A 23,662-nucleotide genomic window follows, 5' to 3' on the forward strand; every position below is an offset into this window, starting at 1 on the left:
ACCTGGTCTGGAGACTCTGTTAGAACTCCTAACGAAATGATCTTCGAGGTGCTTGAATCGCCCTGGGGACGATGATCCGGGGGTGTGGGGTGGCGCGGCCAAAGCCGTGGGAAGTCGATGCCGAGCTGTGGGCGGTGATTGAGCCGCTGCTGCCGAAGGTAGAGCGTCGGACCCGACATCCGGGGCGCAAGCGGCATCCGGACCGGCTGGTGTTCCAGGGCATCCTGTTTGTCCTGCACACGGGGATCGCCTGGGAACATCTGCCGCAGGAGCTCGGATTCGGCTCGGGTATGACCTGCTGGCGGCGCCTGGCCGAGTGGACCGAGGCCGGGGTCTGGCCCCGGCTGCACGAGATCCTCCTGGCCAAGCTCCGCAGCGCGAACGCCCTGGACTTCTCCCGGGCCTCGGTCGACGGCTCCCACATACGGGCATTAAAGGGGGCTCGAAGACGGGACGAAGCCCTGTTGATCGGGGCAGAACCGGCAGCAAGCATCACCTGATCACCGACGCCACGGGCATTCCGCTCGCCGCCACATTGACCGGCGGCAACCGCAACGACGTCACCCAGCTCATCCCGCTTCTGCAAGCTGTCCCGCCGGTGCGGGGGAAGCGCGGACGGCCCCGGCGCCGACCGGACGTGGTGCTGGGCGACCGCGGCTACGACCACGACAAGTACCGCCGCCTGGTCTGGGATCTTGGTGTGAAGCCGCTGATCGCCCGCCGGAGCACCGAGCATGGCTCCGGACTCGGCACCCAACGCTGGGTCGTGGAGCGAGCATTCGCCCATCTGCACTGGTTCCGCCGCCTGCGGATCCGCTGGGAGATCCGCGACGACATCCACGAAGCCTTCCTCACCCTCGGATGCGCACTGATCTGCTGGCGACGCCTGAGCTCCCGATAAGAGTTTCGAGACAGGCACGGCTCACGGTGACGGCCCGGTGGTCGACCTCAGGCTGGCTTGCGCCACACGGAGATGTGCTTCGCGGAGTCCTGGGTGAACGGCGCCCCGTCCCAGTCCGCGACGCGACGTTCCAGCTCGAGCCCAGCGATCCGTGCCATCAGGTCGAGCTCCGTCGGCCAGGCGTACCGATGCCGGGAGTTGCCACGGCGGTAGCGGCCGTCGTCGCCGTCGCGGGTGAAATGGTGCGAGACGAGAATCTGCTCGACCAGGTCGAAGGTGTCGAAGCCGAGATGCTGCTCAGAGACGTCGAACGGCACCGCGACCTGGCCGGGCGGCAAGTACCGCAGTGGCGGCACGCCCAGCTCGATGACGAATCGGCCGCCGGGCTCCAGATGGCGTGCGGCGTTGCGGAAGCACTGGACCTGCTCGTCCTGCGTAAGCAGGTTCGTGATGGTGTTGTAGACGAGATAGACCAGGGTGAACTCGCCGGGGACGACGATGGAAGCCATGTCCCCGATGGCTACCGGGAGCGTGTCCTCGTCGATCTTGCGTCGCAGCACCGCTGCCATGTGCTCAGACAGTTCGATGCCCACTACCGGCACGCCACGTTTCCGGAGAGGAACGCCCACTCGTCCGGTCCCGATGGCGAACTCCAGTGCCCGGCCGTCTCCGGCGAGCTCGGCGAGGAAGGCGAGAGTCGGTCCGAGAACGGCGGCCGAGGACATCTCGGTCTCCTCGGCGTCGTAGCGGTCGGCGGTCGCACGGGTCCACAGCTCACTGCTCGTCATGGACGGCCACTTTGCCGGATGCAGAGGGCGCTGTCGACGCATTTACCTTCCACGTGATCCATCCTGAAGATCATTTCGTTAGGAGTTCTTAGACCGCCTGGCGATCTTGGGGCTCTTGTCGCACGGGAGCGGTGGACTCCGAGGTGAGATACGAAGCGACGCTCGGATGCTTGTTCTGCCCGGAAGCGACAAGAATCTTCGGGTGGGGCTGTGGTTGTGGTTTCTGGGGAACACGGGATTGGCAGGATGGTCTGGGACTCGCGGTGGAGGGCGCTGCTGGAATGCCAGTGTGCCCTCCACCCTTTTTCCGGGATTCCCGCCCCTACCGGCCGTCACCCCCGACTGCGGGCCTTGTGCGCGGCCCTCCGCGCCGCCTTGGCGACCCGCCTGTCCGGGTGCAGCCGTCCCACGGTCTCCAACACCGAGACGGTCTGCGGGTGGTCCACCCGCCACAGGGCGTCGGCGGTTTCGATCACCATCCGTCCGATGGACCCTCCGTCGGCCTCCTCGTTGACCGCGAACAGGGTGCTGACCTGGTCCTCGCCGAGTTCCATCGGTCCCGCGACCGAGTCGATGACCATCCACGGACCGTGTTCGGCGAACATCCGCCGGCCCTCCTCCTCGGCGAGCACGTCCGAACTGAGCAGCGTGCTGGCGGCCAGCCCGACCACCGTCCGGCGCTCCGATCCGAGCAGGGCGCGCAACGCGGGCGCGGTCCGGTGGCCGAGGGAGTTGAGCACGACCGCGCCCATGGCCCGGCGCATGGCGCCGTGACCCGTCGGTGCCGCGGCGGCGTCGGCGATCTCCCGCACGGCCTGCTCCGTCGTGCGCGTGGCGGCCCACGGTGTGACCTCGGCGGCGTGGCACTCCGGCGGCAGTGTCGCCAGCGCGTCCAGGAGTTCGTCCGCGCCGACCGCGGCGAGGGACCCGCTGAGCGGCGCCGGTATGCCCATATCGAGCAGGAGCTCCCGGGTCCCGTACCGGCCCAGGGGGGTGAGGGCGATCGAGCAGTCGATCTTCCCGGTCTCGTGCGCGGCCTCGACCTCGTCCTGGTCGGGGACGCGCGACCGGACGTGTCCGGGTCGGTAGAGCGCGGCCAGCCGTGGGGGAGTGCGGTCGGTGCGACGCACCGCGCCGATGGCGGCGAGTTCGTGCACGGTGTCGTACAGGATCTCGGTCATGAGCTCCCTCCACATCCCGGCGTCGCGCGCGGGGACGGAGAGAGGTCCCTCAGCGGGCGGAACCAGGGCATCGGCCAGCTCGTCGAGGGAGAACTCGGTGCCGTCGGGCGCCTCGTAGAGGGAGCGCAGGGTCGGAGGGAGGACGTCGGACCAGTCGATCCCCGAGCCGTGGTACCCCTCCGGCATGGGCGGGCCGTCGACGACCGCCTCGAACAGAACCGTCCACAGGTCCAGCACCCGTTCGTCGTCCGTCTCCAGGTCGTGGACCTCGTCGGCGGGCCGCGCCGTACTCGCTCGCACCTCGACCAACCCCAGGCCGACGGCCGCGTCCCACGGAACCATGAAGTCGAGGAGGTCCCTGGCCGTGCGGATCCGGCACAGAGCCTCGGCGCGCTCGGCGGCCCCCTCTTCGGAGTCCACCGGCCACAGATCGAGCTTCTCGACCGCCGCGCAGGCGCTGGCGGGGCTGGGCACTCCGGTCCGGGTCAGCTTCCGACTCGGTGCGGTCCACCGGGCCAGCCGCACGGCACCGCCGAACAGCGGGGTGTCGAGGGCCGTGCGGGCGAGTTCGTCCCGTGGGGCCAGCGTCACCGGCCGCGCGGGGTCGGCATACGGGATGGCGTCGGCGGGTTCGTCCAGCGGAAGTGTTCCGACAGCTGTGCGGAGCGCCTTCTCCGCCGCCTCGATGTCGAAGGAGCCCCCGGACGACGGGCCACCGCCGCTGGCCAGGAGGCTGGGATAGTCGGTGTCGGGCAGGGCGTCGGCGATGTCCTCGACGATGACGCTGCGCGGCAGGCCGTCCCCGAGGTCGTAGATGCCCCAGGTACCGGCACGCGGCAGGACGTCAGCGAGTCTGACGATGCGCTCGTCGCGGTCGCGGTCGCGGTCGCGGGGGCCGGAGACGGGTGGGCCGTCCGCCCGGTCGCTGTAGTGCCGACCGTTGAAGACGAAGGTGTGCGGGCGTTCGTCGTGCCGGCCCAGGACGGCCTGGATGACCCTGTGCAGGACGTCGAGCCGGGTGACGGAGGGCACGTCGGCACGGAGCCATGCCGGAGGGCTCGTGTCGTCGAGGACGATCATGAGCCGGTGGACCCGATGCGACATTGCGCGGCGTGCCATGCCTTCTCCCTGACGCTCGCTGCGGTGCGGTGTCTCTGTTCTAGCGGTCGGAGCCGGGGAGACTCGGCGGTTTCCCGAAATTCGATCAGAGTCGGGCATGGGGGCGGGCACGAACGCGGCGAACCCCGCCCGCGCGCGTGTCGGCGGAGGGCGGTAGTTTCCCCGGGACATCCCCGCGCGACTCGGAGACCCCATGCCCTCGCCCCTCACCCACGCGTCCGTCTACTGCGAGGGGTGGGACCCCGAGACCGCCCGCCCCGTCGGGATCCTGAGCCCCGACACCGCCCGCGCCCGCGACGCCTCCGGTGACCAGTACGCCGTGCTCGTCCGCGAGGCCGGGGGCGATCCGCTGGTCCTGCTGGAGATCGCCTGGTCGCACGAGCACTGCGGGGTCTGGCTGTTCGACGCCGACGGCGAGCGGCGGACCCACCACCGCTACGCGCGCCGCGAGGACGGCGAGCTCGCGCTGACCCACAGTCGCCGGTGGCCGGACCCGTCCGCGGAGGCCGCCGACGCGGCCCCCGACCTCGTCATGACCACCATCGTTGTGATGAGCGCGGACTGGGCCGGTTACCACCACGACTACCTCAGCGGCGGACGCACGACGGTCAACCGGAGGCCGGACGAGGACCTCGTGGCCGTCATGACCCGACCGGCGCCGGAGTTCGGCCGCTGGGAGGGCCTGCTGGCACTGCACCCCCGGCTGAGTGACACGACCGTCCGGCTGGGCGACGCCGATGCCGCACCCGATTCCGCCCCGGCGCTCGCGCCCTGGTGTCCGCCGGGACCGCTGGCGCCGTTCGGTGTCGACGAACTCTTCCAGCCCGGGGGACACCACCGCGACGCGTGGTGGAGGACCCCGAGCACGGTCGAGGTGCACGACATCGGGACGGTCGCCCTGCCCACCGGGCGGATCCTCGTGTGCGACCCCTCCGGACTGGGTTCGGTCACCGAACAGCAGGCCCTGGCGGTCCCCCTGCCGCCGGGGGAGCACCCCGTGCGGCTGTCGGTGCTGCGCTCCTCCGACCCTGATCGGGAGTTCGCCCTGGTGGCGGGGGTGCGGATCGACGTCGCCGATCTGGTGGGGACGCCGGTCGAGTCCTGGGAGATGGCCCTGCGGCCCGGCGAGGACTTCCAGGTCCTCGGCGAGGGCCAGTTCTTCGGCGTGATGGTGGACGGCGGCAGCGGCGTGGTGAGCCTCGGCGACGTCGCGTGCCTGCCCCACCTCCAGGAGCTCTTCGCGTCCTCCGACCACGACCACAACCTCCTCATCGGCTACACGGAGGAGGAGCGGGCACGCTTCGCTGACCAGGATCGGAGCCTGAGGGAGGCGGCCCGAGCGTTCCTCGACGCCCCGGGACGGAGTACGGCGCAGGCCTTCGCGGCGACCGTCGGCGACTCCATGACGGGAGAGCCGTACACCCGGCGGGGCGTGCACGTGCTGCTGCGGCTGGCGCACGCGATCGTCCACACCGAGGACCCTGGGCTTCCCGCCTCGGCGGATCCCGGGGAACGGGCCACGGACACCAGCCCGTGGTCCAGGTCCCTGTGCGAACCGGTGAGCGGCGCGAACCTGGTGACCTTCCCCGCCGGCTACGGCGGCGACCCCTGCCCGGTGTGGCTGGGGCGGGCCGTCGACGGCCGCGTCGCCGCCCTGGTCGTCGACACCCGTGTCATCGACCGCCCCGGCGAGGTGTAGCCGCCGGAGAGTTGATCGGGAGACCGTGGGAGGTCTCCGCGTCGCGGACAGTCGGCGCGGTTCGGATTCGGGCCGCTCCGGCTTCCGAGGGACGCGTGCTCTGTGTCCGAAAGCGGACACAGCGGACACAGCGGGCATGACCTGGCACGTTTCCGGTCCCGGGAGGTTCGCCGTGGGACTCCCCGTCCGACGCGCAGGTACGATCCGCCGGTACCCCTACGGCGGGAGGTCGGGCTGCCACCCAGAACACGCGGGGAACTCTCACCTCGTGAGCAGGACATGCTGCCGCTCGCGTGGGCCGTGTCGCTGATGCCTTCAACCGAGCAGAGCCGTGCGCTCGCCGAGGTCGACGCCCCCGCCCTCAACAGGGCGATGGCGTTCATCGTCGAGAGCGAGGCGCACTACAGGGGCGAGCGGCCGGGGATTCCCACCGACCCCACCGCCGCGTTGCGGGCAGCCCGCACGGTGTTGGACGGTGACGCATCGCTCGCCGCCGCGCCCGTGGACTGGCCCGCCGTGGCCGACGCCCACGAGCGCGAACCCTTCGGGCGAATCCACCGGCGGTCCCTGATCGCGCGCCGGGACTGCCCGGACGATGTCACCGCCGCTCTGCTCACGCCCTGGGACCCCGCGGTGGCCAACCGCCTGGTGGCCCGCCAGGCGGAGTTGCCGGAGTGGACCTGGTGGCCGAGCCTGCGGCGGCTGGGCGAGACCCGGCCGAGCCTGGTGCGGCACGTGCTGACCGAGCGGAACCTGCCCGCCGTGCTGCGTGCGGCGACCCGTATCGATCTGCTCGTGAACGTCGTGAACGGCTACGACCACAACCACATCCGGTACGGCATCGCTTTCTGGGACGCGGTCGGTGCGATGCTGCGTTCGAGGCTGGGCTCCGACCGACGCGCCTGGCTGGCCGCGGCCCGGCGTCTACCCGAGCATCCCGGCAGCCTGGAGGGGCTGTGTGCCAGGTCGTCGGGCGCGGTCGAGAACTCCGGGCGGCGCCTCCCCGACCTGCGGATCCTCGCCCAGGCCCCACCCGAGGTCCTGGCCGCGACCGTCGCTCGCCTCGACGACGAGGACCTCGAACACGCGATGGAGGAATCCCTGCGGGACGTTGACTCCAGACAGGAGCTGCGCGCCCCCATCCTGGCCCGACTGCGTCGGGGCGGAGTCCCGGACCGAGCGCCGATCGCGCGTTGGGTCCGCTACGCCCGGTCCGGTGTCCACGAGGACCAAGCGTGGTTGTACGGCGCGGACGACGAGAACGACCAGCGCCTCTCCGAGTGGGCCCGCACCAACACCGAACTGTGCCGCCTGATCGCCGCCCGCTTCCCGCGAGCCCTCACCGCGGACCTGGTGACGGAACTACGGGAGTGCTCGGGCCCCATCGAGGCGCAGGCGGTGTTGGACAGCGCGTGCGGTGACGACACGACCCCCTGGTCCGAGCTGGTCCGCGCGCACACGGCCGAACCGCTGTCGGAGCCGGTGCTCTGCGTGCTCGCCGCCCGCCCCGGGTTCCCCGACGTCCTGGCCCACGCGCTGCCCGCCCGGAGACTGATGCTCCTGGCCCGCAGGGGGGCCACCGCCGCCCGAGTCGCGCTGACCCGTCCTGACTGCGTGTACCTGGCCACTCGGGACTTCCGCTGGTCCGGTCTGGTCGACAGGATCCGCTTCGCCGGAGTCCTCACCGACGAGTCCGTGCTCAGGGCCTTCCGGCCCGCCAGGGAGGCGCTCGACCACGGGTGCCGCCGCCCCGGGAACACACCGGAGAACAACGCGTGGCGTGCCGTGTGCGCGAAGCACCTCGAGCAGGCCGCCGCGAGGACCGGGCCCGGCTTCTGGCACGGTCTGGCCGAGCGGCTGCCCGACTTCGAGGGTTCGCTGCCGGAACTGCTCGTGCGGAGCCGGGACGGTGAATGACCGGCGGCGGGCCCGCCAGCAGCCCGCTGAGCCCGGTCGCTCCCCGGCCTGGTCAGCGCGGCGCGGTCACGCGTACGCGTCCCACACGTGCCGGTAGGCGGACACGTAGTCCGGGTGGTTGTCCAACCGGAAGTTCCCGCCCACGTCGGCGTGGAAGTAGCACAGCCACGCCAGCCCGTGTTCGGCGTGGTCACCGACCTCCGCGAAGGACCGGATCCAGGCGGCCTTCCGCTCGGGGGAGACCTCCCGGCGATCGTGGTCCACCCCGAACTCGCCGACGCCGAAGGCCAGACCGTGCGCGTTCGCGTAGTCCAGCGCCGACCGCAGGTGGTCGACGGCCGGCTCCTCCGGTGTGCCCTCCAGGTCGACGTAGGTGTCCACGGCCAGGAAGTCGGACAGCTCGGGGATCGCGTACTCCAGCTCGTTCCGTTCGCGCACACCCCAGTTGACCAGGCACGGGCCGATACCGGCGAACCCGCCGACCTCGACGAAAGCCCGGTGGGCGGTGCGGTAGAGGGCGTGGTACTCCTCGGGCGGCATGTCGTCCCGGGGTTCGTGGAAGGGGACGACCCAGACGTCGGACCTGTCCGGGATCGAGGCGAACAGGCGCACGAGCTCGTCGGAGGACGTCCCCACCCCGGGCTTGAACGACCACACCTGTACGCGGCGGCCGTTGTCGTGGCGCAGGTGCGACGCCTCGAACGAGGCCGGAACGTCCGGGTCGTACACACGCCGCACCCGCATCGGGCGTTCGGCCATGGCCTGGGCCTCCTCGATGAGGCGGGGCCAGGACGTGCCCCGGCCCCGCCACCCGACCGCCATGCCCGTCGACGTCACCGGGGTCGGTGCGGGGTCCTCCAGGGCCGACACACGATCCTCCAGCTCCCGGACCCGGTCGGCGAGGGCGTTGATCCGGTCCAGGGCCGCCTCGCCCAGAACGGTGACGAGTTCACTCATGCTCACTATCTCCAGGGGGTTCGTTCGTCTGCGCGTTCCGTGCGGGCAGGAACGCCGGACGTTCGTTTCCGGTGAGAACGCGGGCGTCGGGGCCGTCGCGCTTTCCCTGGAACGGATCGTCCGGGGATCATGGGAGAAACCGGCCGTCTCATCCGGGTGGGTTCATACGGTCCAGCGTACGAATTCCGCGCGTGCGATTCCATTCCTGGCCACCAGGTTGATCGTGGACCCGATATTTCGGCTTATGTCATTCCGTTTCGGAGATTCGGAGTGGATTCGACGCCGTGTTTCGGGGGCCGTCTCCGCCCCGATGCGGGAGAACGCGTCGCTCGTGGGACGCGGGTCGTCCTGTACGATCGCCTTGGGCGTATGACCAATACGCATGCGTGCGAGTGTGACGGGAGGACCCCCCGTGTTCGTGACCTATCGGCGGTTCGCCGAGCGGAGAAGGGCGGAGCTGCGCGCCCATGGGCACCTGGTGGCCACACGCGCCGGAACGGTCGAATACGCCGAGACCGGCCCCGCCACCGGCCTGCCCGTCCTGTACTTCCACGGCGGGCCGGGCGGCCACGAGCAGCTCCACGTGCTCGACCACCTCGCCGAGTGGGGCTGCCGGGTCATCGGCTGGTCGCGGCCGGGCTACCTGCGCACCCCGCTCACGACGGGCCGGACGTTCGCCGAGCAGGCCGACGCCGCCGCGGCCCTGCTCGACGAGCTGGGCGTGCGCTCCGTGGTGGCCTACGCGATCAGCGGCGGCGGCCCAGCGGCGATCGAGTTCGCGCGCCGCCACCCCGCACGGGCCGACTCGCTCGTGCTCGAATCCGCCATCAGCAGGCGCTACGACCCCGTCATCTCCCCGACGGCCAGGCGGATCTATCTCAGCCCGTACGGCACCTGGCTGGTCACACACCTGGCCGAGTGGTGGCCGCGTGCCGCCGTGGCGGACTTCGTACGCCAGGAATCGACCCTGGACCCTCGGGCCCGACGCGGCGTGGTCGACTGGATCACGGCCGACGGCGGGCGGTCGGCGCTGGTCCGCATGCTCTTCGCCAGCCTCACCCCCTACGAGGACCGCGCCGCCGGACTGGACAACGACCTGCGTCGGTGGGCCGCCCTCGACGACACCCTGACCGCCGGTGTCACCTGCCCGACCCTGGTGCTCCACGGCTCCCACGACGGCGACGTCGACCCCGCCCACGCCCGGCACGCCGCCGCCACCATCCCCGACGCCGACCTGCACGTCGTACCCGAGGGATGGCACATCCTGCCGCTCTCGCCCCACGGCGACAGCGCCCGCGAGGCGCTACGCGACTTCCTCACGGCCCGCAACGGCGGCGGTGCGGGCCCCGTTCCTCGGTGACGCCGTGACTCACGAACCGGGGGCCCACCCACTCGGGCAGTGCTTGCACCGGGTCGTGGCCCCGCGCGACGTCTCGCCGTGGGTGGCCCGGAGCGGCCGGTCCTCGCCGACGCCCTTCCACTGCTCGGCGGTCGCCTCCGGAATCCACCCCCAGCCCGAGTGCTCGTCCGACCGGATCTCGGTCTCGTCGTTGTGCTGGCAGCCGAGTTGGTGCGCCACGTTCCGCGGGGAGATGAGGATGGTGTTCGGCGGAAAGGGGGGTGTCGTCATGGGTCGATGCTCCCTGACGACACCTGCCCCCACCATGGGCCGAAGGTCACGCACACCAGCCCCGGGCGGAACCGTGGCCCCGTCCGTCACTCCAGCCGCTTGAGAACCTGCGGCAGCTCACCCGTGTGGGCGACCGTCAGCCGCTTGGTGGCGCGGGTGAGCGCCACGTACAGGTCGTTGGCCCCGCACGGCTGCCCCAACAAGGTGTCCGGTTCCACGACCACCACAGCGTCGAACTCCAGCCCCTTGGCCTCCCGCGCGGTCAGGACCACCACCGGACGGTCCTCGCCCCCGCGCCCGGCCCACCCGGCCTCCGGCAGCGCCGACGCCACGGCTGCCACGTCCCGGTCACCCGTGATGACCGCGACCCGACCCTCACCGATCGCCTCGACTTCCTCCGCGACCAACACGGGCAGCTCCGCCGCCCACGTCCCCCCGATCCGCACGGCGCGCGGCGGGTCCCCCTCCTCGCGCACCGACTCCGGCGGCTCCTCCTCCGGGGCCGCCTCCCGCAGCACGTCCGCCGCCACCGCCATGATCGGCGCCGGGGTCCGGTAGTTCACCCGCAACCGCTCCACCCGCACCTTCTCCCGCGCGTAGGGCTCCAGCGCGGCGACCCACGACCGGGTTCCCATCGTGTTGCCGGTCTGCGCGACGTCCCCCACGACGGTCAACGACCGGGTCGGCACCCGACGCATCACCGCGCGCCAGGCCATGGGGGACAGCTCCTGCGCCTCGTCGACGATCACGTGGCCGTAGGTCCACTCCCGGTCCGCCCCCGCGCGGTCGGCGGTGGTCAGGTCGGGGCCGGAGTCACGGTGCCGCTCCGCCAGCACGGACTCCTCCAGGAGTTTGGACCCGTCCCAGACCCTGACCTCGGACAACCCGGTGGCCTCCAGCACGCCCTGGGCGTAGCGCTCCTCCTCCGCCCGCGCGGCCGCCTCGCGCCGCTCCCGGGCCCGGTCGGCGCTGTCGTCGCGGCCCAGGACGTCGGCGGCCTCGTCCAGGAGCGGCACGTCCTCCACGGTCCACCCCGAACCCGGAGCGCGGACCAGGGCGGCGCGCTCGTCGGCGTCCAGCCCCGCCCGCTCGCCCACGCGGCCCAGCGCCTCGGGGTCCGCGAACAGCTCCTCCAGCAGCCGCCGCGGCGTCAGCAACGGCCACAGCGCGTCGATCGCCTCCCGCACCGCGTCCTCGTGCCAGAGCCGCTCACCGTGGAAGGGCAGGTCGTCCTCGTCGGCGGGCCGCGACAGCAGCGTCGCCTCGGCCCTGGCCAGCTCGGTGAGCAGCGACCGCACCACGTGCTTGCGGGCCACGTTGTGCGCGCGCCGCATGCCCCGCGCGGCGGACAGGACGCGCTCGCACGCCGGGCCGGGAACGACGAGCGGGCCCGCGTCGGTCTCCACCCGCAGGCCGGGGGACCCGAACGCCCGCGTCGGCGTGCGCTGGCGGTCGTGCACGGCGGCGCGCACCAGGTCGACCATCCGCTCGGAGCCCTTGACGCGCGCTGTCGCGTGCGCGTCGTGCTCGTGCGCCTCGACGCCGGGAACCAGCGTGCCGAGCGTGCGCATGACCACGTCCGTCTCCCCGAGCGAGGGCAGGACATCGCCGATGTAGCGCAGGAACGCCGGGTTGGGCCCGACCACCAGCACGCCGCGCCGCTCCAGCGCGCGTCGGTGCGTGTAGAGCAGGTAGGCGGCCCGGTGCAGGGCCGCGACGGTCTTGCCGGTGCCCGGCCCGCCCTGGACCACGACGACCCCGGACAGTCCCGCCCGGATCACCCGGTCCTGTTCGGACTGGATGGTCGCCACGATGTCGCCCATCCGTCCGGTCCGGCCCCGCCGCAGCGAGGCGAGCAGTGCCGCCTCGCCGACCAGCTGGCGGCGGTCGGTCTCGGTGAGGCCGTCGGGGTCGAAGACCTCGTCGTCGACGCCCACCACGCGGCGCCGCCGGACCCGCAGGTGGCGGCGGCGGGTGAGCCCGGACGGGTCACCGGGCGTGGCGGCGTAGAAGGGCCGGGCGGCGGGGGCCCGCCAGTCGACGAGGATGGTCTCGTACTCGGCGTCGCGCAGTCCGATCCGGCCGACGTAGCGTGCCTCGGTCCCGCCGTCCTCCGTGGCCGCGGCGTCCTCGGCGGCCAGGTCGATCCGGCCGAAGCACAGCCCCTCCTCGACCGACCCCAGCTGCGTCCGGCGCCTGGCCTGCGCGAACGAGCGGTCCTCGCGCTCCACGAGCGCCGCGTATCCGGACCGAGCTTGCAGGTGGGCGGCGGAGAGCTGGCCGTCGGTGTAGTCCCGCAGGGCGTCCAGCCGCTCGTACATGGCGCTGACCCGCGTCTGCTCCTCGGCGAGGGCGGCGCGCTCGGGGGAGTCGGCGCCCCGGGCGGCCTCGGCGGCGGGAGAGGGGTGAAGGACGGTGTCCGATGGGGTGTCGGTGGTGTCCGGCGCGGCGTCCACTTGACGGAGCTCCATCTACTTGCTATCCTTTGGTTAGATGGTTTTTTGTGTGCTTTATGAGAAAATGGCGAATTCCCTAGAATAGCACGCATCCATTCGTGTAGCGCGCTTCCTGACTGCCGGTGCCCAACCGCCCGGCACTCCCGAGCCGCAGCGGCTCCCCGGCTCCCCGGCTCCCCGGCTCCCCGGCTCCCCGGCGGCCAATCGCCCGGCACTCCCTCGTCACGACAGTCCGGCACCCCGACGCGCCCGGCCCGACGGGGTTCGGCTCAGTCGCCCTCCCCGGTCACACCCAGCCGGTTCAGCGCCGCCCCCACCCGTTCCTCCTCATCGGCGAGGAACACGGCGAACCCCTCACCCACCAGGTACGCGTCGGTCCACCTGTGGCGCTCCAGTTCGGCGTGCCACTCGGCCGACGCGTGCAGCTCCTCGACCATCCAGAGCAGTTCCTCCCGGTCCGACTCCGACAGCCCCGGCGGCGCCAGCAGACCGCGCCAGTTGAGGAAGCGCAGCGCGATCCCCGCCTCCGTCAGCGTGGGGGCGTCCGTCTCCGGGTCGGGTTCGGCGGAGGTCACCGCCAGCACCCGCAGCTGACCGGACTCGATCGCCGCGCGCTGCTCGCTCGGCCCGGCCGCCGCGAAGTCCACCTCGTGGCCGAGCAGCGCGGCCTGCACCTGCCCGCCCCCGTCGTAGGCGCGGTAGTCCACCACCTTCGGGTCGATCCCCAGCTCCTCCGCCAGGAGCATCGTCACCATGTGGTCGGGACCGGCCGGGGTCGACCCGCCGCCGATCACCATCCCGGACGGATCGGCGCGCCAGGCCGCGACGAGGTCGTCGATCGTCTCCAGGGGCGAGTCCGGCGGCACCAGCAACGCCTCGGGCTCCTCGATCAGCCGCGCCAGCGGCGTGGTCTCCGACACCGAGTGCGACGCCGACTCGATGTGCGAGTTGGCCAGCACCCCCAACCCCATCTGGAGGACCAGGCCGGGCGTTCCCCGCTCGTACACCAACCGCGCCAGGGCGGCCGTGCCCGACACCCCCGGCAGGTTGAACACCGTCACGTCGGGGACCGTCCCCGACTCCTCCAGGGCCGCCTTGACCGTCCGGGCGGTCTGGTCGAACCCGCCGCCGGGCGGTGTCGGCACCATGATCCGCAGCCGCGCGGGTCCCCGGGCGGGCGCACACCCCGACAGCGGCAGGCACGCCGCCAGGGGCAGCACGAAACCGGCGGCCAGGACGGCGCGCCGGTTCGTGTTCCTCATCCGATCAGTCCCCCGTCAACTCGTCAGCGACTCCGTGCGGTCGGACTCCTGGTCGGCGCCCCGGCCCCCGGTCGCGGCGGCGGACCGGCGGGCAGCGCGCTCGCGCACCGTCCGCACCAGCGACGGCGCCATCGACAGCACCGCCAGGGCGACCAGCGCCGCGGAGATCGGCTCGGTCAGGAAGACCGACCAGTCGCCGCCCGAGATCTGGAGCGCCTGGCGCATCGACTTCTCCATGAGCCCGCCCAGGATCAGCCCCAGGATCATCGGCGCGGCGGGGAAGTCGTTCTGCCGCATCAGGAAGCCGACGACGCCGAAGGCGGCCAGCAGACCCAGGTCGAACACGCTGAAGCTGAGCCCGTACACACCCACCACGCAGAATACGACGACCAGCGGCACCAGCACCGCCTTCGGCGTGTTGAGCACCTTGGCGAACAGCGGGATCAGCGGCAGGTTGAGCACCAGCAGGACCGCGCTGCCGATGTACATCGAGGCGACCAGACCCCAGAACATCTCGGGGTTCTCGGACAGCATCAGCGGACCCGGCTGGACACCCAGCACGAGCAGGGCGCCGAGCAGGATCGCGGTCGTACCGGACCCGGGCACGCCCAGCGTCATCAGCGGGACGAACGAGCCCACGGCGGCGGCGTTGTTCGCCGACTCGGGCGCGGCCACGCCCTTGAGGTTGCCGCGGCCGAACGTGTCGCCGTCCTTGGCGATCCGCTTCTCCGCCGAGTACGACAGGAACGACGCGACGGTGGCGCCCGCGCCCGGCAGCACACCGGTGAAGAAGCCCAGCACGCCCGAACGCAGGGTCGGCGGCGTGATCTGGACCATCTCCCGCCTGGTCAGCCGGAGCGAGGTCACCCCGCCGCGGGCGCCGCCCCTGCCGCGCCGGTTCAGCATGACCAGCACCTCGGCCAGCGCGAACACGCCGAGCGCGACGATGAGGAACTCCACGCCCTCGTACAGCTCGGGCAGGTCGAAGGTGAAGCGGGTGATCGCGGTCTGGGAGTCGATGCCCACCAGCGCGATCATCACGCCGACGACCGCGGAGACCAGCCCCTTGACGAGGTTGCGACCGGCGAGGGAGACCACGGCGGTCAGGCCCAGCACCATCAGCGCGAAGTACTCGGTCGGGCCGAAGCTGACCGCGAACGACGCCAGGCTGGGCGCGATCAGCATCAGACCGACGACACCGATCGTGCCGCCCGTGAAGGACGACAGGGCGGCGATCGCCAGGGCCTTGCCCGCCTTGCCCTGCCGGGCCATCGGGTAGCCGTCGAACGACGTGGCGACGGTTCCGGCCACACCCGGCGCGTTGAGCAGGATGGACGACGTGGAGCCGCCGAAGATCGCCCCGTAGTAGACCCCGGCCAGCATGATGATCGCCGACGTCGGATCCATTCCGTAGGCGATGGGGATCATCAGCGCGATCGCGCTCATCGGGCCCAGCCCCGGCAGGATGCCGATGACGGTTCCGGCGAGCACGCCGATGAAGACGAAGAGCAGGTTCTGCGGGGTCATCGCGACCGCGAACCCCTGAACGAGTTGGTCGAGCATGGTGTCTTTCGCCTCGATCGGGTCAGAACGGGAGCGGTCCGCTCGGCAGGACGACGCCCAGCCCCTCGGACATGGCCAGGTAGAGGCCCAGGGGCAGGCCGACGGACACCACGGCGGTGACCACGTGACGGCGGTAGCCCAGGTAGACGGTCATCGCGGCCAGGTACAGGGCGGTGGACAGGACGAACCCGAGGGGTTCGAACAGCGCCACGTAGACGACGAGCGCCGCGACGAACAGCCCGACCTCCAGGCGCGCGTCCCGCAGACGGCCCAGCGTGAGCGGTTCGGACGCGGGCGCGGCCTCGGCCGTGTCCTCCGGCGCGTCCGCAGCGCCGGCCCCGGCCGCACGGGTCTCCTCGGCGTCGGCCCCGTCGCCCGTGCCGCCCGCGGCGTCGTCCGCCGCGCCGTCACCGGCCGTGTCGCCGTCCTCGTCCCCGTCCGCGGCCTGGTCGCGCTGGAGGAAGAGCAGCGCCGCCAGCACCAGCAGCACCACGCCGAGCCAGCGCGGGAGGGTGCCCGGCTGCACGGGGACGTTCACCGCCGTGTACTCGGGCACCTGGAAGGCCAGGACCAGGTAGCCGACCGCGAGGACGGCGAGCGCGACCGCCACCGTCCGGTTGCGGAACGAGAACGTCCCCGTGGTCCTCGTGGTCGTGGCGTTCGCGGTCTTCGCGGCCTCGGTGGTCCGCGACCCCCCGAGGGGGCGGAGCGGGGCCGCCCCCTCGGAGCCCGTGTCGCGCGGGGTCATGGAGTCCTCCGTCGTCACTGGAGCCCGACCTCGGTCAGGATCTCGGTGTACTCGGAGCGCTGCTCGTCGAGGAACGCCCCGAAGTCCGCACTGTTCTGGTAGCCGTCGGTCCAGCCGAGCGAGGCCGACTCCTCCTGCCAGGCCTGCGTCTCCATGAGGTCGGCGAACAGGTCCTCGTAGTAGGTGACCTGGGCCTCCTCCAGCCCGGCGGGAGCCATCACGCCGCGCCAGATGTCGAAGGTGAAGTCGATGTCCTGTTCGAGCAGCGTGGGGATCTCGGGGAAGGCCTCCACCGTCTCGGGCGAGGAGACGCCCAGCGCCCGCAGCTCACCGGCCTCCAGCATGCCCGCCGCCTCGCTGACACCGACGACCGCGCTGTCGACGTGCCCGCCGAGCAGGGCGGTCATGGCCTCACCGCCGCCGTCGAAGGGCACGTAGCTCGCGGCGGCCGCCTCGCCGCCCGCGGCCTCGATCGCACCCGCCAGGGCGACGTGGTCCATGCTGCCGGGGCCGGAGCCGCCGCCGATGTTGGCGTCGCCCTCGCCGACCATGTCGACCAGGTCCTGGAAGGTCTCCAGCTCCGAGTCCGCGGGGACGAGGTAGACCATGTAGTCCGTGGCCAGCCGCGCGATCGGGGTGAAGTCGTCGTGGTCGTAGTCGGAGTCGCCCGCCATCGGCACCAGCAGGATGGGCGGACTGGTCACGAACAGCTTGTGCGGGTCGGCCTCGTTGCCGGCCACGTAGGCCCAGCCGATCGCGCCGCCCGCGCCCGGCTTGTTGACCACCTGGACGGACTGGTCGACCAGCCCCTCGCTCTCCAGCAGGCGGGCGCTCGTGCGGGCGAGCGTGTCCCAGCCGCCGCCGGTCGCGGCGGGCGCGGTGATCTCGATCGGGCGGTTCGGCGCCCAGGTGCCGTCGGCGTTGGCGCCTCCGCCGTCCGAACCGCAGGCGGTCAGCGCCAGCGGCAGGGCCGCGGCGGCCGAGGCCAGCCGCAGTGCCCGTGATCTCGTCGACCCGGTCCCGGGCGTGGACGGGAAGAGGGATGTGATGCGCCGCATAGTGTCTCCGTAGGGGATGCCACCGGTGTGTTCCGGATCTCTTGTGAGGCAACACACAGGCAAACAGACGGAAACCGCGGCGAGAAGTGTTGTGATTCTTGTGCGGGCAATGGAGGTAACGGACGTTGTGTTCGTAGTGATCACGGGCGATCGCGGGGCGCGGTCGTGACCGCGGCCGACACCGTGGACGGCGGGAGCGGCGGGGCGGACGGGGGTTCGGGGCGGCGGCTCACCCTCGCGGGGCAGTTCCTCGCCCTCCAGCTCGGCATCATCGTGACCGTTCTGGTCATGGTGGCCGCGGTCTCGCTCGCCCAGTCCGACGCCCGCCTGCGCCAGACCGAGAGCAGGCGCATGCTCGCCGTCGCCGAGAGCGCCGCCGCCCGGGACACCGTCCGCGTCGGCCTGGGCGATCCCGGCCGCCGGGACGTCCTGGCGCCCCTGGCCGAGAGCGTCCGCGTGCTGTCCGGCGCCGACATGGTCGTGGTCCACGACGACCGGGGGCGGCCGATCACCCTCGACCCCGGACCCGTCGACGCCCCGGACGAGGCGGACCTGCCCGGTGTGGCCACCGCCCTGAGCGGTCGCGCCTGGACCGGGGTCTCCGACGTCGGAGGGGAACGCACGGTCGCCGCCGCGGTCCCCGTCATCGGCGAGGGCGGCGCCATCCTCGGCGTCGTCGTCGCGGGCAGCGACTACCCCGGCCCCGGGGAACTGCTCGTGCTGGCCACCCCCAACCTGCTCGTCTACCTCGGCATCGCCAGCGTGCTCGGCGTCGTCGGATCGCTGCTGCTGTCCCGCCGCGTCAAACGCCAGACCCTGGGCCTGGAACCCGAGCAGATCACCCGGCTGGTGGAGCACCGCGAGGCCATGCTGCACGGCCTCAAGGAGGGCGTCCTGGGCCTGGACGCCGACGACCGCGTCACCCTGGTCAACGACGCGGCCGTCCGCCTGCTCGACCTGCGCCCCGACAGCGTCGGCACCGCCCTGTCCGACCTCGACGTGCCCGACGGCCTGCGCGACGTCCTGCTCGGCCGGGTGCGGGGCCGGGACACGATCGTGGCCATCGGGGACCGGCTGGTCGCGCTCAACCGGATGCCCCTGGAGACCGAGGGGCGCGCCGTCGGATCGGTCACCACGATGCGCGACCGTACCGACCTGGTCGAGCTCCAGCACGAACTGGACGCCAGCAGGACCACCACCGACACCCTGCGCGCCCAGGCCCACGAGTTCGCCAACCGGCTGCACGTCATCTCCGGCCTGCTGGAACTGAGCGAGTACGACGAGGCCGCGCGCTACGTCAGCCAGATCGGCGGCGCCCGCGCCCGGCTGGGCGCACAGGTCACGGAGCGGATCAAGGACCCGTCCCTGGCCGCCCTCCTCATCGCCAAGGCGAGCCTGGCCGCCGAGCAGGGCGCCCAGCTGCGGGTCGCGCCCACCGCCGACCTGGGCCCCCTCTCCGAGGAACTGGCCGCCGACCTGGTCACGGTCGTCGCCAACCTGGTGGACAATGCGCTGGACGCGGCCACCCAGACCGCCGGGCCCGACCGGCGCGCCTGGGTGGAGGTGGACGTGGTCGGCGGCGACGGCGCACCGGTGCGCGTGTCCGTGCGCGACTCGGGGCCGGGGGTGCCGAGCGAACTCGCCGCCCGGGTGTTCCAGCACGGCTACACGACCAAGGACGTCGCGGGCCGCAAACGGGGCCTCGGGCTGGCCATCGTCGCCCTGGTCTGCGCGCGCTGCGGAGGCGAGGCCACCGTCTCGGGCTCCGAGTTCACCGCCGTCCTGTACGACCGCCACGACGACGAGGAGAAGGGCCCATGAGCACGAGCCGAGCCGACGACCAGGGCGGTGCGGGGAGCCCGGCCCTCCCCTCGGCCGAGCGACCGCCGGTGCGCACGCTCATCGTCGACGACGACTTCATGGTGGCCCGCGTCCACCGGGCACTGGTGGAACGCCTGCCCGGCTTCACCGTGGTCGGCGAGGCCCGCACCGGCGCCGAGGCCCTGGAGATGGTCGCCGAGACCCGCCCCGACCTGGTGCTCCTGGACGTCTACCTGCCCGACATGAACGGCATCGACGTCCTGCGCCGCCTGCGCGGCCCCGACGCCGGACCCGACCTGCCCGAGGTGGACGTCCTGGTGATCACGGCCGCGCGGGACAGCGCCACGGTCCGCCAGGCGCTGCGCGGCGGAGCCGTGCAGTACCTCATCAAGCCCTTCGAACCCTCGGAGCTGGTCGAACGCCTGCGCGGCTACGCCAGGCTCCGCCGTGACCTGGAGACCGCCGGGTCGCCCGACCAGGACGCCGTCGACCGCGTGTTCGGGGCCGTCCGGCCGCCCGAGCGCCCCGCCCCGGCCCGGAGCATGCCCAAGGGCCTCACCCCGCAGACCGCCGACCTCGTCCGCGCCGCGCTGACCCGCGCGGCGTCCGGGGGCGGCGAGGCGGCGGACATGTCCGCCGCCGAGTGCGCGGCCGAGACGGGGGTCTCCCGGGTCAGCGCCCGCCGCTACCTGGAGTACTTCGTCGAGCAGGGGCACGCGGAGGTGCGGCTGCGGTACGGGACCGCCGGGCGGCCCGAGCGCCGTTACCGATGGTCGGGCGGGTGAGGCGCCCCGCCGGGTGGCCGGGGCGGGCGTGACCCGCTACACTCGGTCGCATGCGCACCGAGATCACACCCGTCTCCCAGTGGTGGCGCCGCTCCTAGGCGGTGCACCCGGTTCGTATACCCGAGATCAGCGACCGCCCCGGACCGGCGGTCGTTCTTCGTTTCCACGGCCCCGGCCGGTGTGACCCACTCCGACCGAACACAGCGCCAAAGGACCGGCCGTGAACCCCAGCGACGTCGAAACCACCACGTACCGCACCCAGGGCGGCGTGACCGTCCGCCGCACCGCCGCCGACTGCGACCCCGAAGTGCTCACCGACCTCGTCCAGGCGGTCGAGCACCGCCGCGGCGGCGTCCTCTCCTCCGGAATGGAGTATCCGGGCCGCTACTCCCGCTGGCACCTGGGGTACGTGGACCCCTGCCTGGAGATCAGCGCGCGCGGGCGCCGCGTCACCGCCACCGCCCTCAACGCGCGCGGCCGCGTCGTGCTGCCCGTGGTCGCCGACGCCCTGATCGGGGTCGGCGCCGCCGAGGACCGCGAGCAGAGCCCCGACCACGTCGCCGTCACCGTCCCCGAGGCCGACGCCGACGCGTTCTTCACCGAGGAGGAGCGCAGCCGACGCCCCAGCGTCTTCACCGCGGTCCGCGCCGTCGTCGCCGCGATGAGCAGCCCCGACGACGCCAACCTGGGGCTGTACGGCGCCTTCGGCTACGACCTGGCCTTCCAGTTCGAGCCCGTCGAGCCGCACATCGACCGCGACCCCGCCGACCGCGACCTGGTCCTGCACCTGCCCGACGCGATCGTGGTCCGCGACCGCAAGCGCGAGACCTGCGTGCGCTACACCTACGAGTTCACCGTCCCGGGCGACGGCGAGCGCCCCGAGGCCGGGACCGAGGGCCTGGAGCGCGCCACCGCGCCGACCCCGCGCGTGGTCGCCGCCGAGGTCCCCGCGGGGCCCGAGCCCGGCTCCTACGCGCGCATCGTCGCCGAGGCCAAGGAGAAGTTCCGCCGCGGCGACCTGTTCGAGGTCGTGCCCGGACACCGCACCTACGCGCGCTGCTCGTCCCCGGCCCGCTTCTACGAGCTGCTGCGCGAGCGCAACCCCGCGCCCTACGAGTTCTTCTTCAACCTGGGCGAGGGCGAGTACCTGGTCGGCGCCTCCCCGGAGATGTTCGTCCGCGTCACCGGCGAGCCCGGCACCGGTCAGCGGGTCGAGACCTGCCCGATCTCCGGCACCATCGGCCGCGGCGAGGACGCCCTCGGCGACGCGGAGAACATCCAGGAGCTGCTCTCCTCGGTCAAGGAGAAGTCCGAGCTGACCATGTGCACGGACGTGGACCGCAACGACAAGTCGCGGGTGTGCGAGCCGGGCAGCGTCCGGGTGATCGGGCGGCGTCAGATCGAGATGTACTCGCGCCTCATCCACACCGTCGACCACATCGAGGGCACGCTGCGGCGCGAGTTCGACGCCCTCGACGCCTTCCTCACCCACATGTGGGCGGTCACCGTCACCGGCGCCCCCAAGACGTGGGCGATGCGGTTCATCGAGCAGCACGAGACCAGCCCCCGGCGCTGGTACGGCGGCGCCGTCGGCGTCGTCAACTTCGACGGCTCCATGAACACCGGCCTCACCCTGCGCACGGCGCACATCCAGAACGGCGTGGCCACGGTGCGGGTCGGCGCCACCCTGCTCTACGACTCCGACCCCGAGGCCGAGGAGCGCGAGACCTTCCTCAAGGCGCGCGCCCTGCTGGAGACGCTCGCGCTGGGCGAGCGGGAGGAGGGCGCGGCGGTCGCGCACGACGGCTCCGCGGACCACGGCCCCGAGCCGGTCACCGCGTCCGGCGACGGGCTGCCCGGTGAGGGGATGCGGGTCCTGCTCGTCGACCACGAGGACTCCTTCGTCAACACCCTGGCCGACTACGTCCGCAGGCACGGGGCCGAGGTGACCACCGTCCGGTACGGCTTCGACCCGTCCCTGCTCGACCGGTTCGCCCCCGACCTGGTGGTGCTCTCCCCGGGGCCGGGGCTGCCCGTGGACTTCGGGATGTCGGCCCTGCTGGACGAGCTGGTGCGGCGGCGGCTGCCGGTGTTCGGGGTGTGCCTGGGGTTGCAGGCGATGGTCGAGCACGCGGGGGGTGAGCTGCGCACGCTCGACGAACCCGTGCACGGCAAGCCCGGGACGGTCCGGGTCTTCGGGGGGCGGCTGCTGGAGGGGCTCGGCGAGGAGGCGGTCTTCCCGGCGGCTCGCTACCACTCCACCTACACGCTGCCCGAACTGGTGAAGGGCTTCGAGGTCACCGCCGTTCTCGACGGTGGGAACCCGGTGGTGATGGCGATCGAGGACACGGCGGCGCGGTGGTACGGGGTGCAGTTCCACCCCGAGTCGATCCTGACGGCGACCGTGGGTGAGGGGATCGTGGCGCGGATGCTGCGCCTGGCCCGGGACTGAGCGGCGCGCTCCGGCGCGGCCCGTGTGTGGGGCGCCCACGCACGGGCCGCGGTCCACGAGGCCGAAACATTACTCGTGGCTGGTGCTGGTCCAACGCGTTCTCGGGCAGGGGACGGCCATGGGCATCGTACTGACTATCCTCGGGCTCATCCTCATCGTCGCCGGTGTGCTGGGCGTCCTGCGTGGGCAGTTGCTCTGGGGCATCGTGGCGATCGTCGTCGGGCTGATCATCGCCCCCGGATACTTCTACGGGATCTGAGGCGCGGAGTTCCGCCGTCGGACGTGTACCCTCGGGGAAGGCCAATCGGCCCAGCCCAAGTTCGTGTTCCCGTGGCCCGGAAACCCCCAGGTCACGGTGTTGGCGTGTGCTCGGGGCGGGGAGCCATGAGGAGAGGGTGCTGTGAAGAAGGTCGAGCCGCAGGTACGTCTGGTCGCGCGTCCGCAGGTGGACTACGACGAGATCGCCGACTACCTCCAGGAGGTCGGGGGAGAGGCGTGGCTGGAGCGCTTCGACCGCGGTGAGCTGGACGCCCACCTCAACGACCCGCAGAACCTCGCCGAGTTCGCCGGTCGACTGTGCTACCGGTCCTGGGAGCCGGGGCTGAACCCCAACGTCACCCGGGTGCGCAAGGACCAGGACGCCTACCTCGGCAACATCCTGGCGAGCCTGCACGGGTCAGTGCTGGAGCACGTCAGCTTCAGCTTCGTGCTGCACAACGTGTCGCGGGTGCTCACCCACGAGCTCATCCGGCACCGGCCGGGCGTGGCGGTCTCCCAGGAGTCGCTGCGGTTCGTGCGCCTGACCGACCTGCCGTTCTGGTTCCCGGAGTGGGCCGAGCAGGACCCGGAGCTCATGGAGCGCGCCTCGGAGATGCTCCAGCGGATGGAGGAGTTCCAGCTCTGGATGGCGGACCACTTCGGCCTCGACGACGAGGGCGTGAAGTTCGCCGAGAAGAAGCACAAGACCTCGTTCATGCGCCGCTTCGCGCCGGAGGGCGTGGCGACCGGGCTGGTGTGGACGGCGAACGTGCGGACACTGCGGCACACGCTGGAGGCGCGCACCGCGCCGGGGGCGGAGGAGGAGATCCGCCTGCTGTTCCACCGCATCGGCGAGACCCTCCAGAAGGAGGCGCCCGCGCTGTTCGGGGACTACGAGGTCACCGACGGCGCCTGGGTGCCCCGCTGGCGCAAGGTCTGACCCTTCCGACGCACGACCCCCCCCCCCCCCGGGCGGAACCGGGGGGGGGGGGGGGCGGGTGGCCCCCCCCCCCCCGCACGCCGGTCCGCTGCCCGTGGCCGGGCGGCGCCGCACCGAGCACGCCGCT

At 72.3% G+C, this 23,662-nt stretch carries 18 protein-coding genes; 9 read left to right on the top strand and 9 right to left on the bottom strand.

The window, feature by feature from the left end:
• The first annotated feature begins 71 nt into the window (after positions 1–71).
• Positions 72–901, top strand: a protein-coding gene (locus AB0I72_RS24755; protein ID WP_358572709.1) for an IS5 family transposase whose coding sequence is annotated in 2 segments (ribosomal slippage) — positions 72–435 and positions 435–901 — 831 coding nt in all. Because the reading frame shifts where the segments join, the coding sequence is not laid out codon by codon here.
• Positions 902–948: 47 nt separating this feature from the next.
• Here the strand turns inward: AB0I72_RS24755 and AB0I72_RS24760 are convergent.
• Together AB0I72_RS24760 and AB0I72_RS24765 are read right to left on the bottom strand one after the other, a co-directional pair.
• Positions 949–1,689, bottom strand: a complete 741-nt coding sequence (locus AB0I72_RS24760) for a class I SAM-dependent methyltransferase (RefSeq protein WP_358572711.1) — start codon at positions 1,687–1,689, stop codon at positions 949–951.
• Between the two features lie 332 nt (positions 1,690–2,021).
• Positions 2,022–3,989 (bottom strand): plasmid pRiA4b ORF-3 family protein, encoded by a 1,968-nt coding sequence (locus tag AB0I72_RS24765; RefSeq protein WP_358572713.1) that lies wholly within the window; start codon positions 3,987–3,989, stop codon positions 2,022–2,024.
• A 193-nt stretch (positions 3,990–4,182) separates the two neighbouring features.
• Between AB0I72_RS24765 and AB0I72_RS24770 the strand changes: the two genes are divergently transcribed.
• Positions 4,183–5,688: a DUF4241 domain-containing protein gene (locus tag AB0I72_RS24770; RefSeq protein WP_358572715.1), complete on the top strand. Its 1,506-nt coding sequence runs from the start codon at positions 4,183–4,185 to the stop codon at positions 5,686–5,688.
• Positions 5,689–5,967: 279 nt separating this feature from the next.
• Positions 5,968–7,605 (top strand): hypothetical protein, encoded by a 1,638-nt coding sequence (locus AB0I72_RS24775; protein WP_358572717.1) that lies wholly within the window; start codon positions 5,968–5,970, stop codon positions 7,603–7,605.
• A 66-nt stretch (positions 7,606–7,671) separates the two neighbouring features.
• Here AB0I72_RS24775 and AB0I72_RS24780 read toward each other — a convergent pair whose 3' ends face one another.
• Positions 7,672–8,562 carry a hypothetical protein gene (locus AB0I72_RS24780; protein WP_358572719.1) on the bottom strand — a complete coding sequence of 297 codons (891 nt, stop codon included), beginning with the start codon at positions 8,560–8,562 and terminating at the stop codon, positions 7,672–7,674.
• A gap of 412 nt (positions 8,563–8,974) precedes the next feature.
• Between AB0I72_RS24780 and AB0I72_RS24785 the strand changes: the two genes are divergently transcribed.
• Positions 8,975–9,922, top strand: a complete 948-nt coding sequence (locus tag AB0I72_RS24785) for an alpha/beta hydrolase (RefSeq protein WP_358572721.1) — start codon at positions 8,975–8,977, stop codon at positions 9,920–9,922.
• A 9-nt stretch (positions 9,923–9,931) separates the two neighbouring features.
• Here AB0I72_RS24785 and AB0I72_RS24790 read toward each other — a convergent pair whose 3' ends face one another.
• The 6 genes from AB0I72_RS24790 to AB0I72_RS24815 all read right to left on the bottom strand — a co-directional run bounded on the left by AB0I72_RS24790 (position 9,932) and on the right by AB0I72_RS24815 (position 17,279).
• Positions 9,932–10,192, bottom strand: a complete 261-nt coding sequence (locus AB0I72_RS24790; RefSeq protein WP_358572723.1) for a hypothetical protein — start codon at positions 10,190–10,192, stop codon at positions 9,932–9,934.
• 86 nt (positions 10,193–10,278) lie between these two features.
• Entirely contained in the window at positions 10,279–12,663 is a 2,385-nt protein-coding gene (locus AB0I72_RS24795) for an ATP-binding domain-containing protein (RefSeq protein WP_358572725.1), read from the bottom strand.
• Between the two features lie 254 nt (positions 12,664–12,917).
• The gene (locus AB0I72_RS24800; protein WP_358572727.1) at positions 12,918–13,910 is read right to left on the bottom strand and encodes a tripartite tricarboxylate transporter substrate-binding protein; all 993 of its coding nucleotides are present in this window, start codon (positions 13,908–13,910) and stop codon (positions 12,918–12,920) included.
• A 15-nt stretch (positions 13,911–13,925) separates the two neighbouring features.
• Complete coding sequence (locus AB0I72_RS24805) at positions 13,926–15,473, bottom strand: tripartite tricarboxylate transporter permease (RefSeq protein WP_358572728.1); 1,548 nt, start codon at positions 15,471–15,473, stop codon at positions 13,926–13,928.
• Positions 15,474–15,495: 22 nt separating this feature from the next.
• Complete coding sequence (locus AB0I72_RS24810; protein ID WP_358572730.1) at positions 15,496–16,221, bottom strand: tripartite tricarboxylate transporter TctB family protein; 726 nt, start codon at positions 16,219–16,221, stop codon at positions 15,496–15,498.
• A gap of 14 nt (positions 16,222–16,235) precedes the next feature.
• Entirely contained in the window at positions 16,236–17,279 is a 1,044-nt protein-coding gene (locus AB0I72_RS24815) for a tripartite tricarboxylate transporter substrate binding protein (protein ID WP_358572732.1), read from the bottom strand.
• A gap of 165 nt (positions 17,280–17,444) precedes the next feature.
• Here AB0I72_RS24815 and AB0I72_RS24820 point away from each other — a divergent pair, with 165 nt between their 5' ends.
• From AB0I72_RS24820 to thyX, 5 genes are all read left to right on the top strand, one after another.
• Positions 17,445–19,100: an ATP-binding protein gene (locus AB0I72_RS24820; RefSeq protein ID WP_358572734.1), complete on the top strand. Its 1,656-nt coding sequence runs from the start codon at positions 17,445–17,447 to the stop codon at positions 19,098–19,100.
• Positions 19,101–19,168: 68 nt separating this feature from the next.
• Positions 19,169–19,885, top strand: coding sequence for a response regulator (locus AB0I72_RS24825; protein ID WP_358572752.1), 717 nt, complete (start codon positions 19,169–19,171; stop codon positions 19,883–19,885).
• Positions 19,886–20,105: 220 nt separating this feature from the next.
• Positions 20,106–22,337: an anthranilate synthase component I gene (locus tag AB0I72_RS24830; protein WP_358572736.1), complete on the top strand. Its 2,232-nt coding sequence runs from the start codon at positions 20,106–20,108 to the stop codon at positions 22,335–22,337.
• Between the two features lie 118 nt (positions 22,338–22,455).
• Complete coding sequence (locus AB0I72_RS24835; RefSeq protein ID WP_358572738.1) at positions 22,456–22,596, top strand: GPGG-motif small membrane protein; 141 nt, start codon at positions 22,456–22,458, stop codon at positions 22,594–22,596.
• 141 nt (positions 22,597–22,737) lie between these two features.
• Positions 22,738–23,535 (top strand): FAD-dependent thymidylate synthase, encoded by a 798-nt coding sequence (thyX, locus tag AB0I72_RS24840; RefSeq protein WP_358572740.1) that lies wholly within the window; start codon positions 22,738–22,740, stop codon positions 23,533–23,535.
• Positions 23,536–23,662 lie beyond the last annotated feature (127 nt).

The sequence above is a fragment of the Nocardiopsis sp. NPDC049922 genome, assembly GCF_040660275.1.
Lineage (GTDB): Bacteria > Actinomycetota > Actinomycetes > Streptosporangiales > Streptosporangiaceae > Nocardiopsis.

Excerpts from the sequence above, each read along its gene's own strand:
- AB0I72_RS24810 (WP_358572730.1), bottom strand. The coding sequence starts at position 16,221 with ATGACCCCGCGCGACACGGGCTCCGAGGGGGCGGCCCCGCTCCGCCCC.
- AB0I72_RS24775 (WP_358572717.1), top strand. The coding sequence starts at position 5,968 with ATGCTGCCGCTCGCGTGGGCCGTGTCGCTGATGCCTTCAACCGAGCAG.
- AB0I72_RS24800 (WP_358572727.1), bottom strand. The coding sequence starts at position 13,910 with ATGAGGAACACGAACCGGCGCGCCGTCCTGGCCGCCGGTTTCGTGCTG.
- AB0I72_RS24765 (WP_358572713.1), bottom strand. The coding sequence starts at position 3,989 with ATGGCACGCCGCGCAATGTCGCATCGGGTCCACCGGCTCATGATCGTC.
- AB0I72_RS24805 (WP_358572728.1), bottom strand. The coding sequence starts at position 15,473 with ATGCTCGACCAACTCGTTCAGGGGTTCGCGGTCGCGATGACCCCGCAG.
- AB0I72_RS24795 (WP_358572725.1), bottom strand. The coding sequence starts at position 12,663 with ATGGAGCTCCGTCAAGTGGACGCCGCGCCGGACACCACCGACACCCCA.
- AB0I72_RS24790 (WP_358572723.1), bottom strand. The coding sequence starts at position 10,192 with ATGACGACACCCCCCTTTCCGCCGAACACCATCCTCATCTCCCCGCGG.
- AB0I72_RS24815 (WP_358572732.1), bottom strand. The coding sequence starts at position 17,279 with ATGCGGCGCATCACATCCCTCTTCCCGTCCACGCCCGGGACCGGGTCG.
- AB0I72_RS24770 (WP_358572715.1), top strand. The coding sequence starts at position 4,183 with ATGCCCTCGCCCCTCACCCACGCGTCCGTCTACTGCGAGGGGTGGGAC.
- AB0I72_RS24780 (WP_358572719.1), bottom strand. The coding sequence starts at position 8,562 with ATGAGTGAACTCGTCACCGTTCTGGGCGAGGCGGCCCTGGACCGGATC.
- AB0I72_RS24760 (WP_358572711.1), bottom strand. The coding sequence starts at position 1,689 with ATGACGAGCAGTGAGCTGTGGACCCGTGCGACCGCCGACCGCTACGAC.
- AB0I72_RS24835 (WP_358572738.1), top strand. The coding sequence starts at position 22,456 with ATGGGCATCGTACTGACTATCCTCGGGCTCATCCTCATCGTCGCCGGT.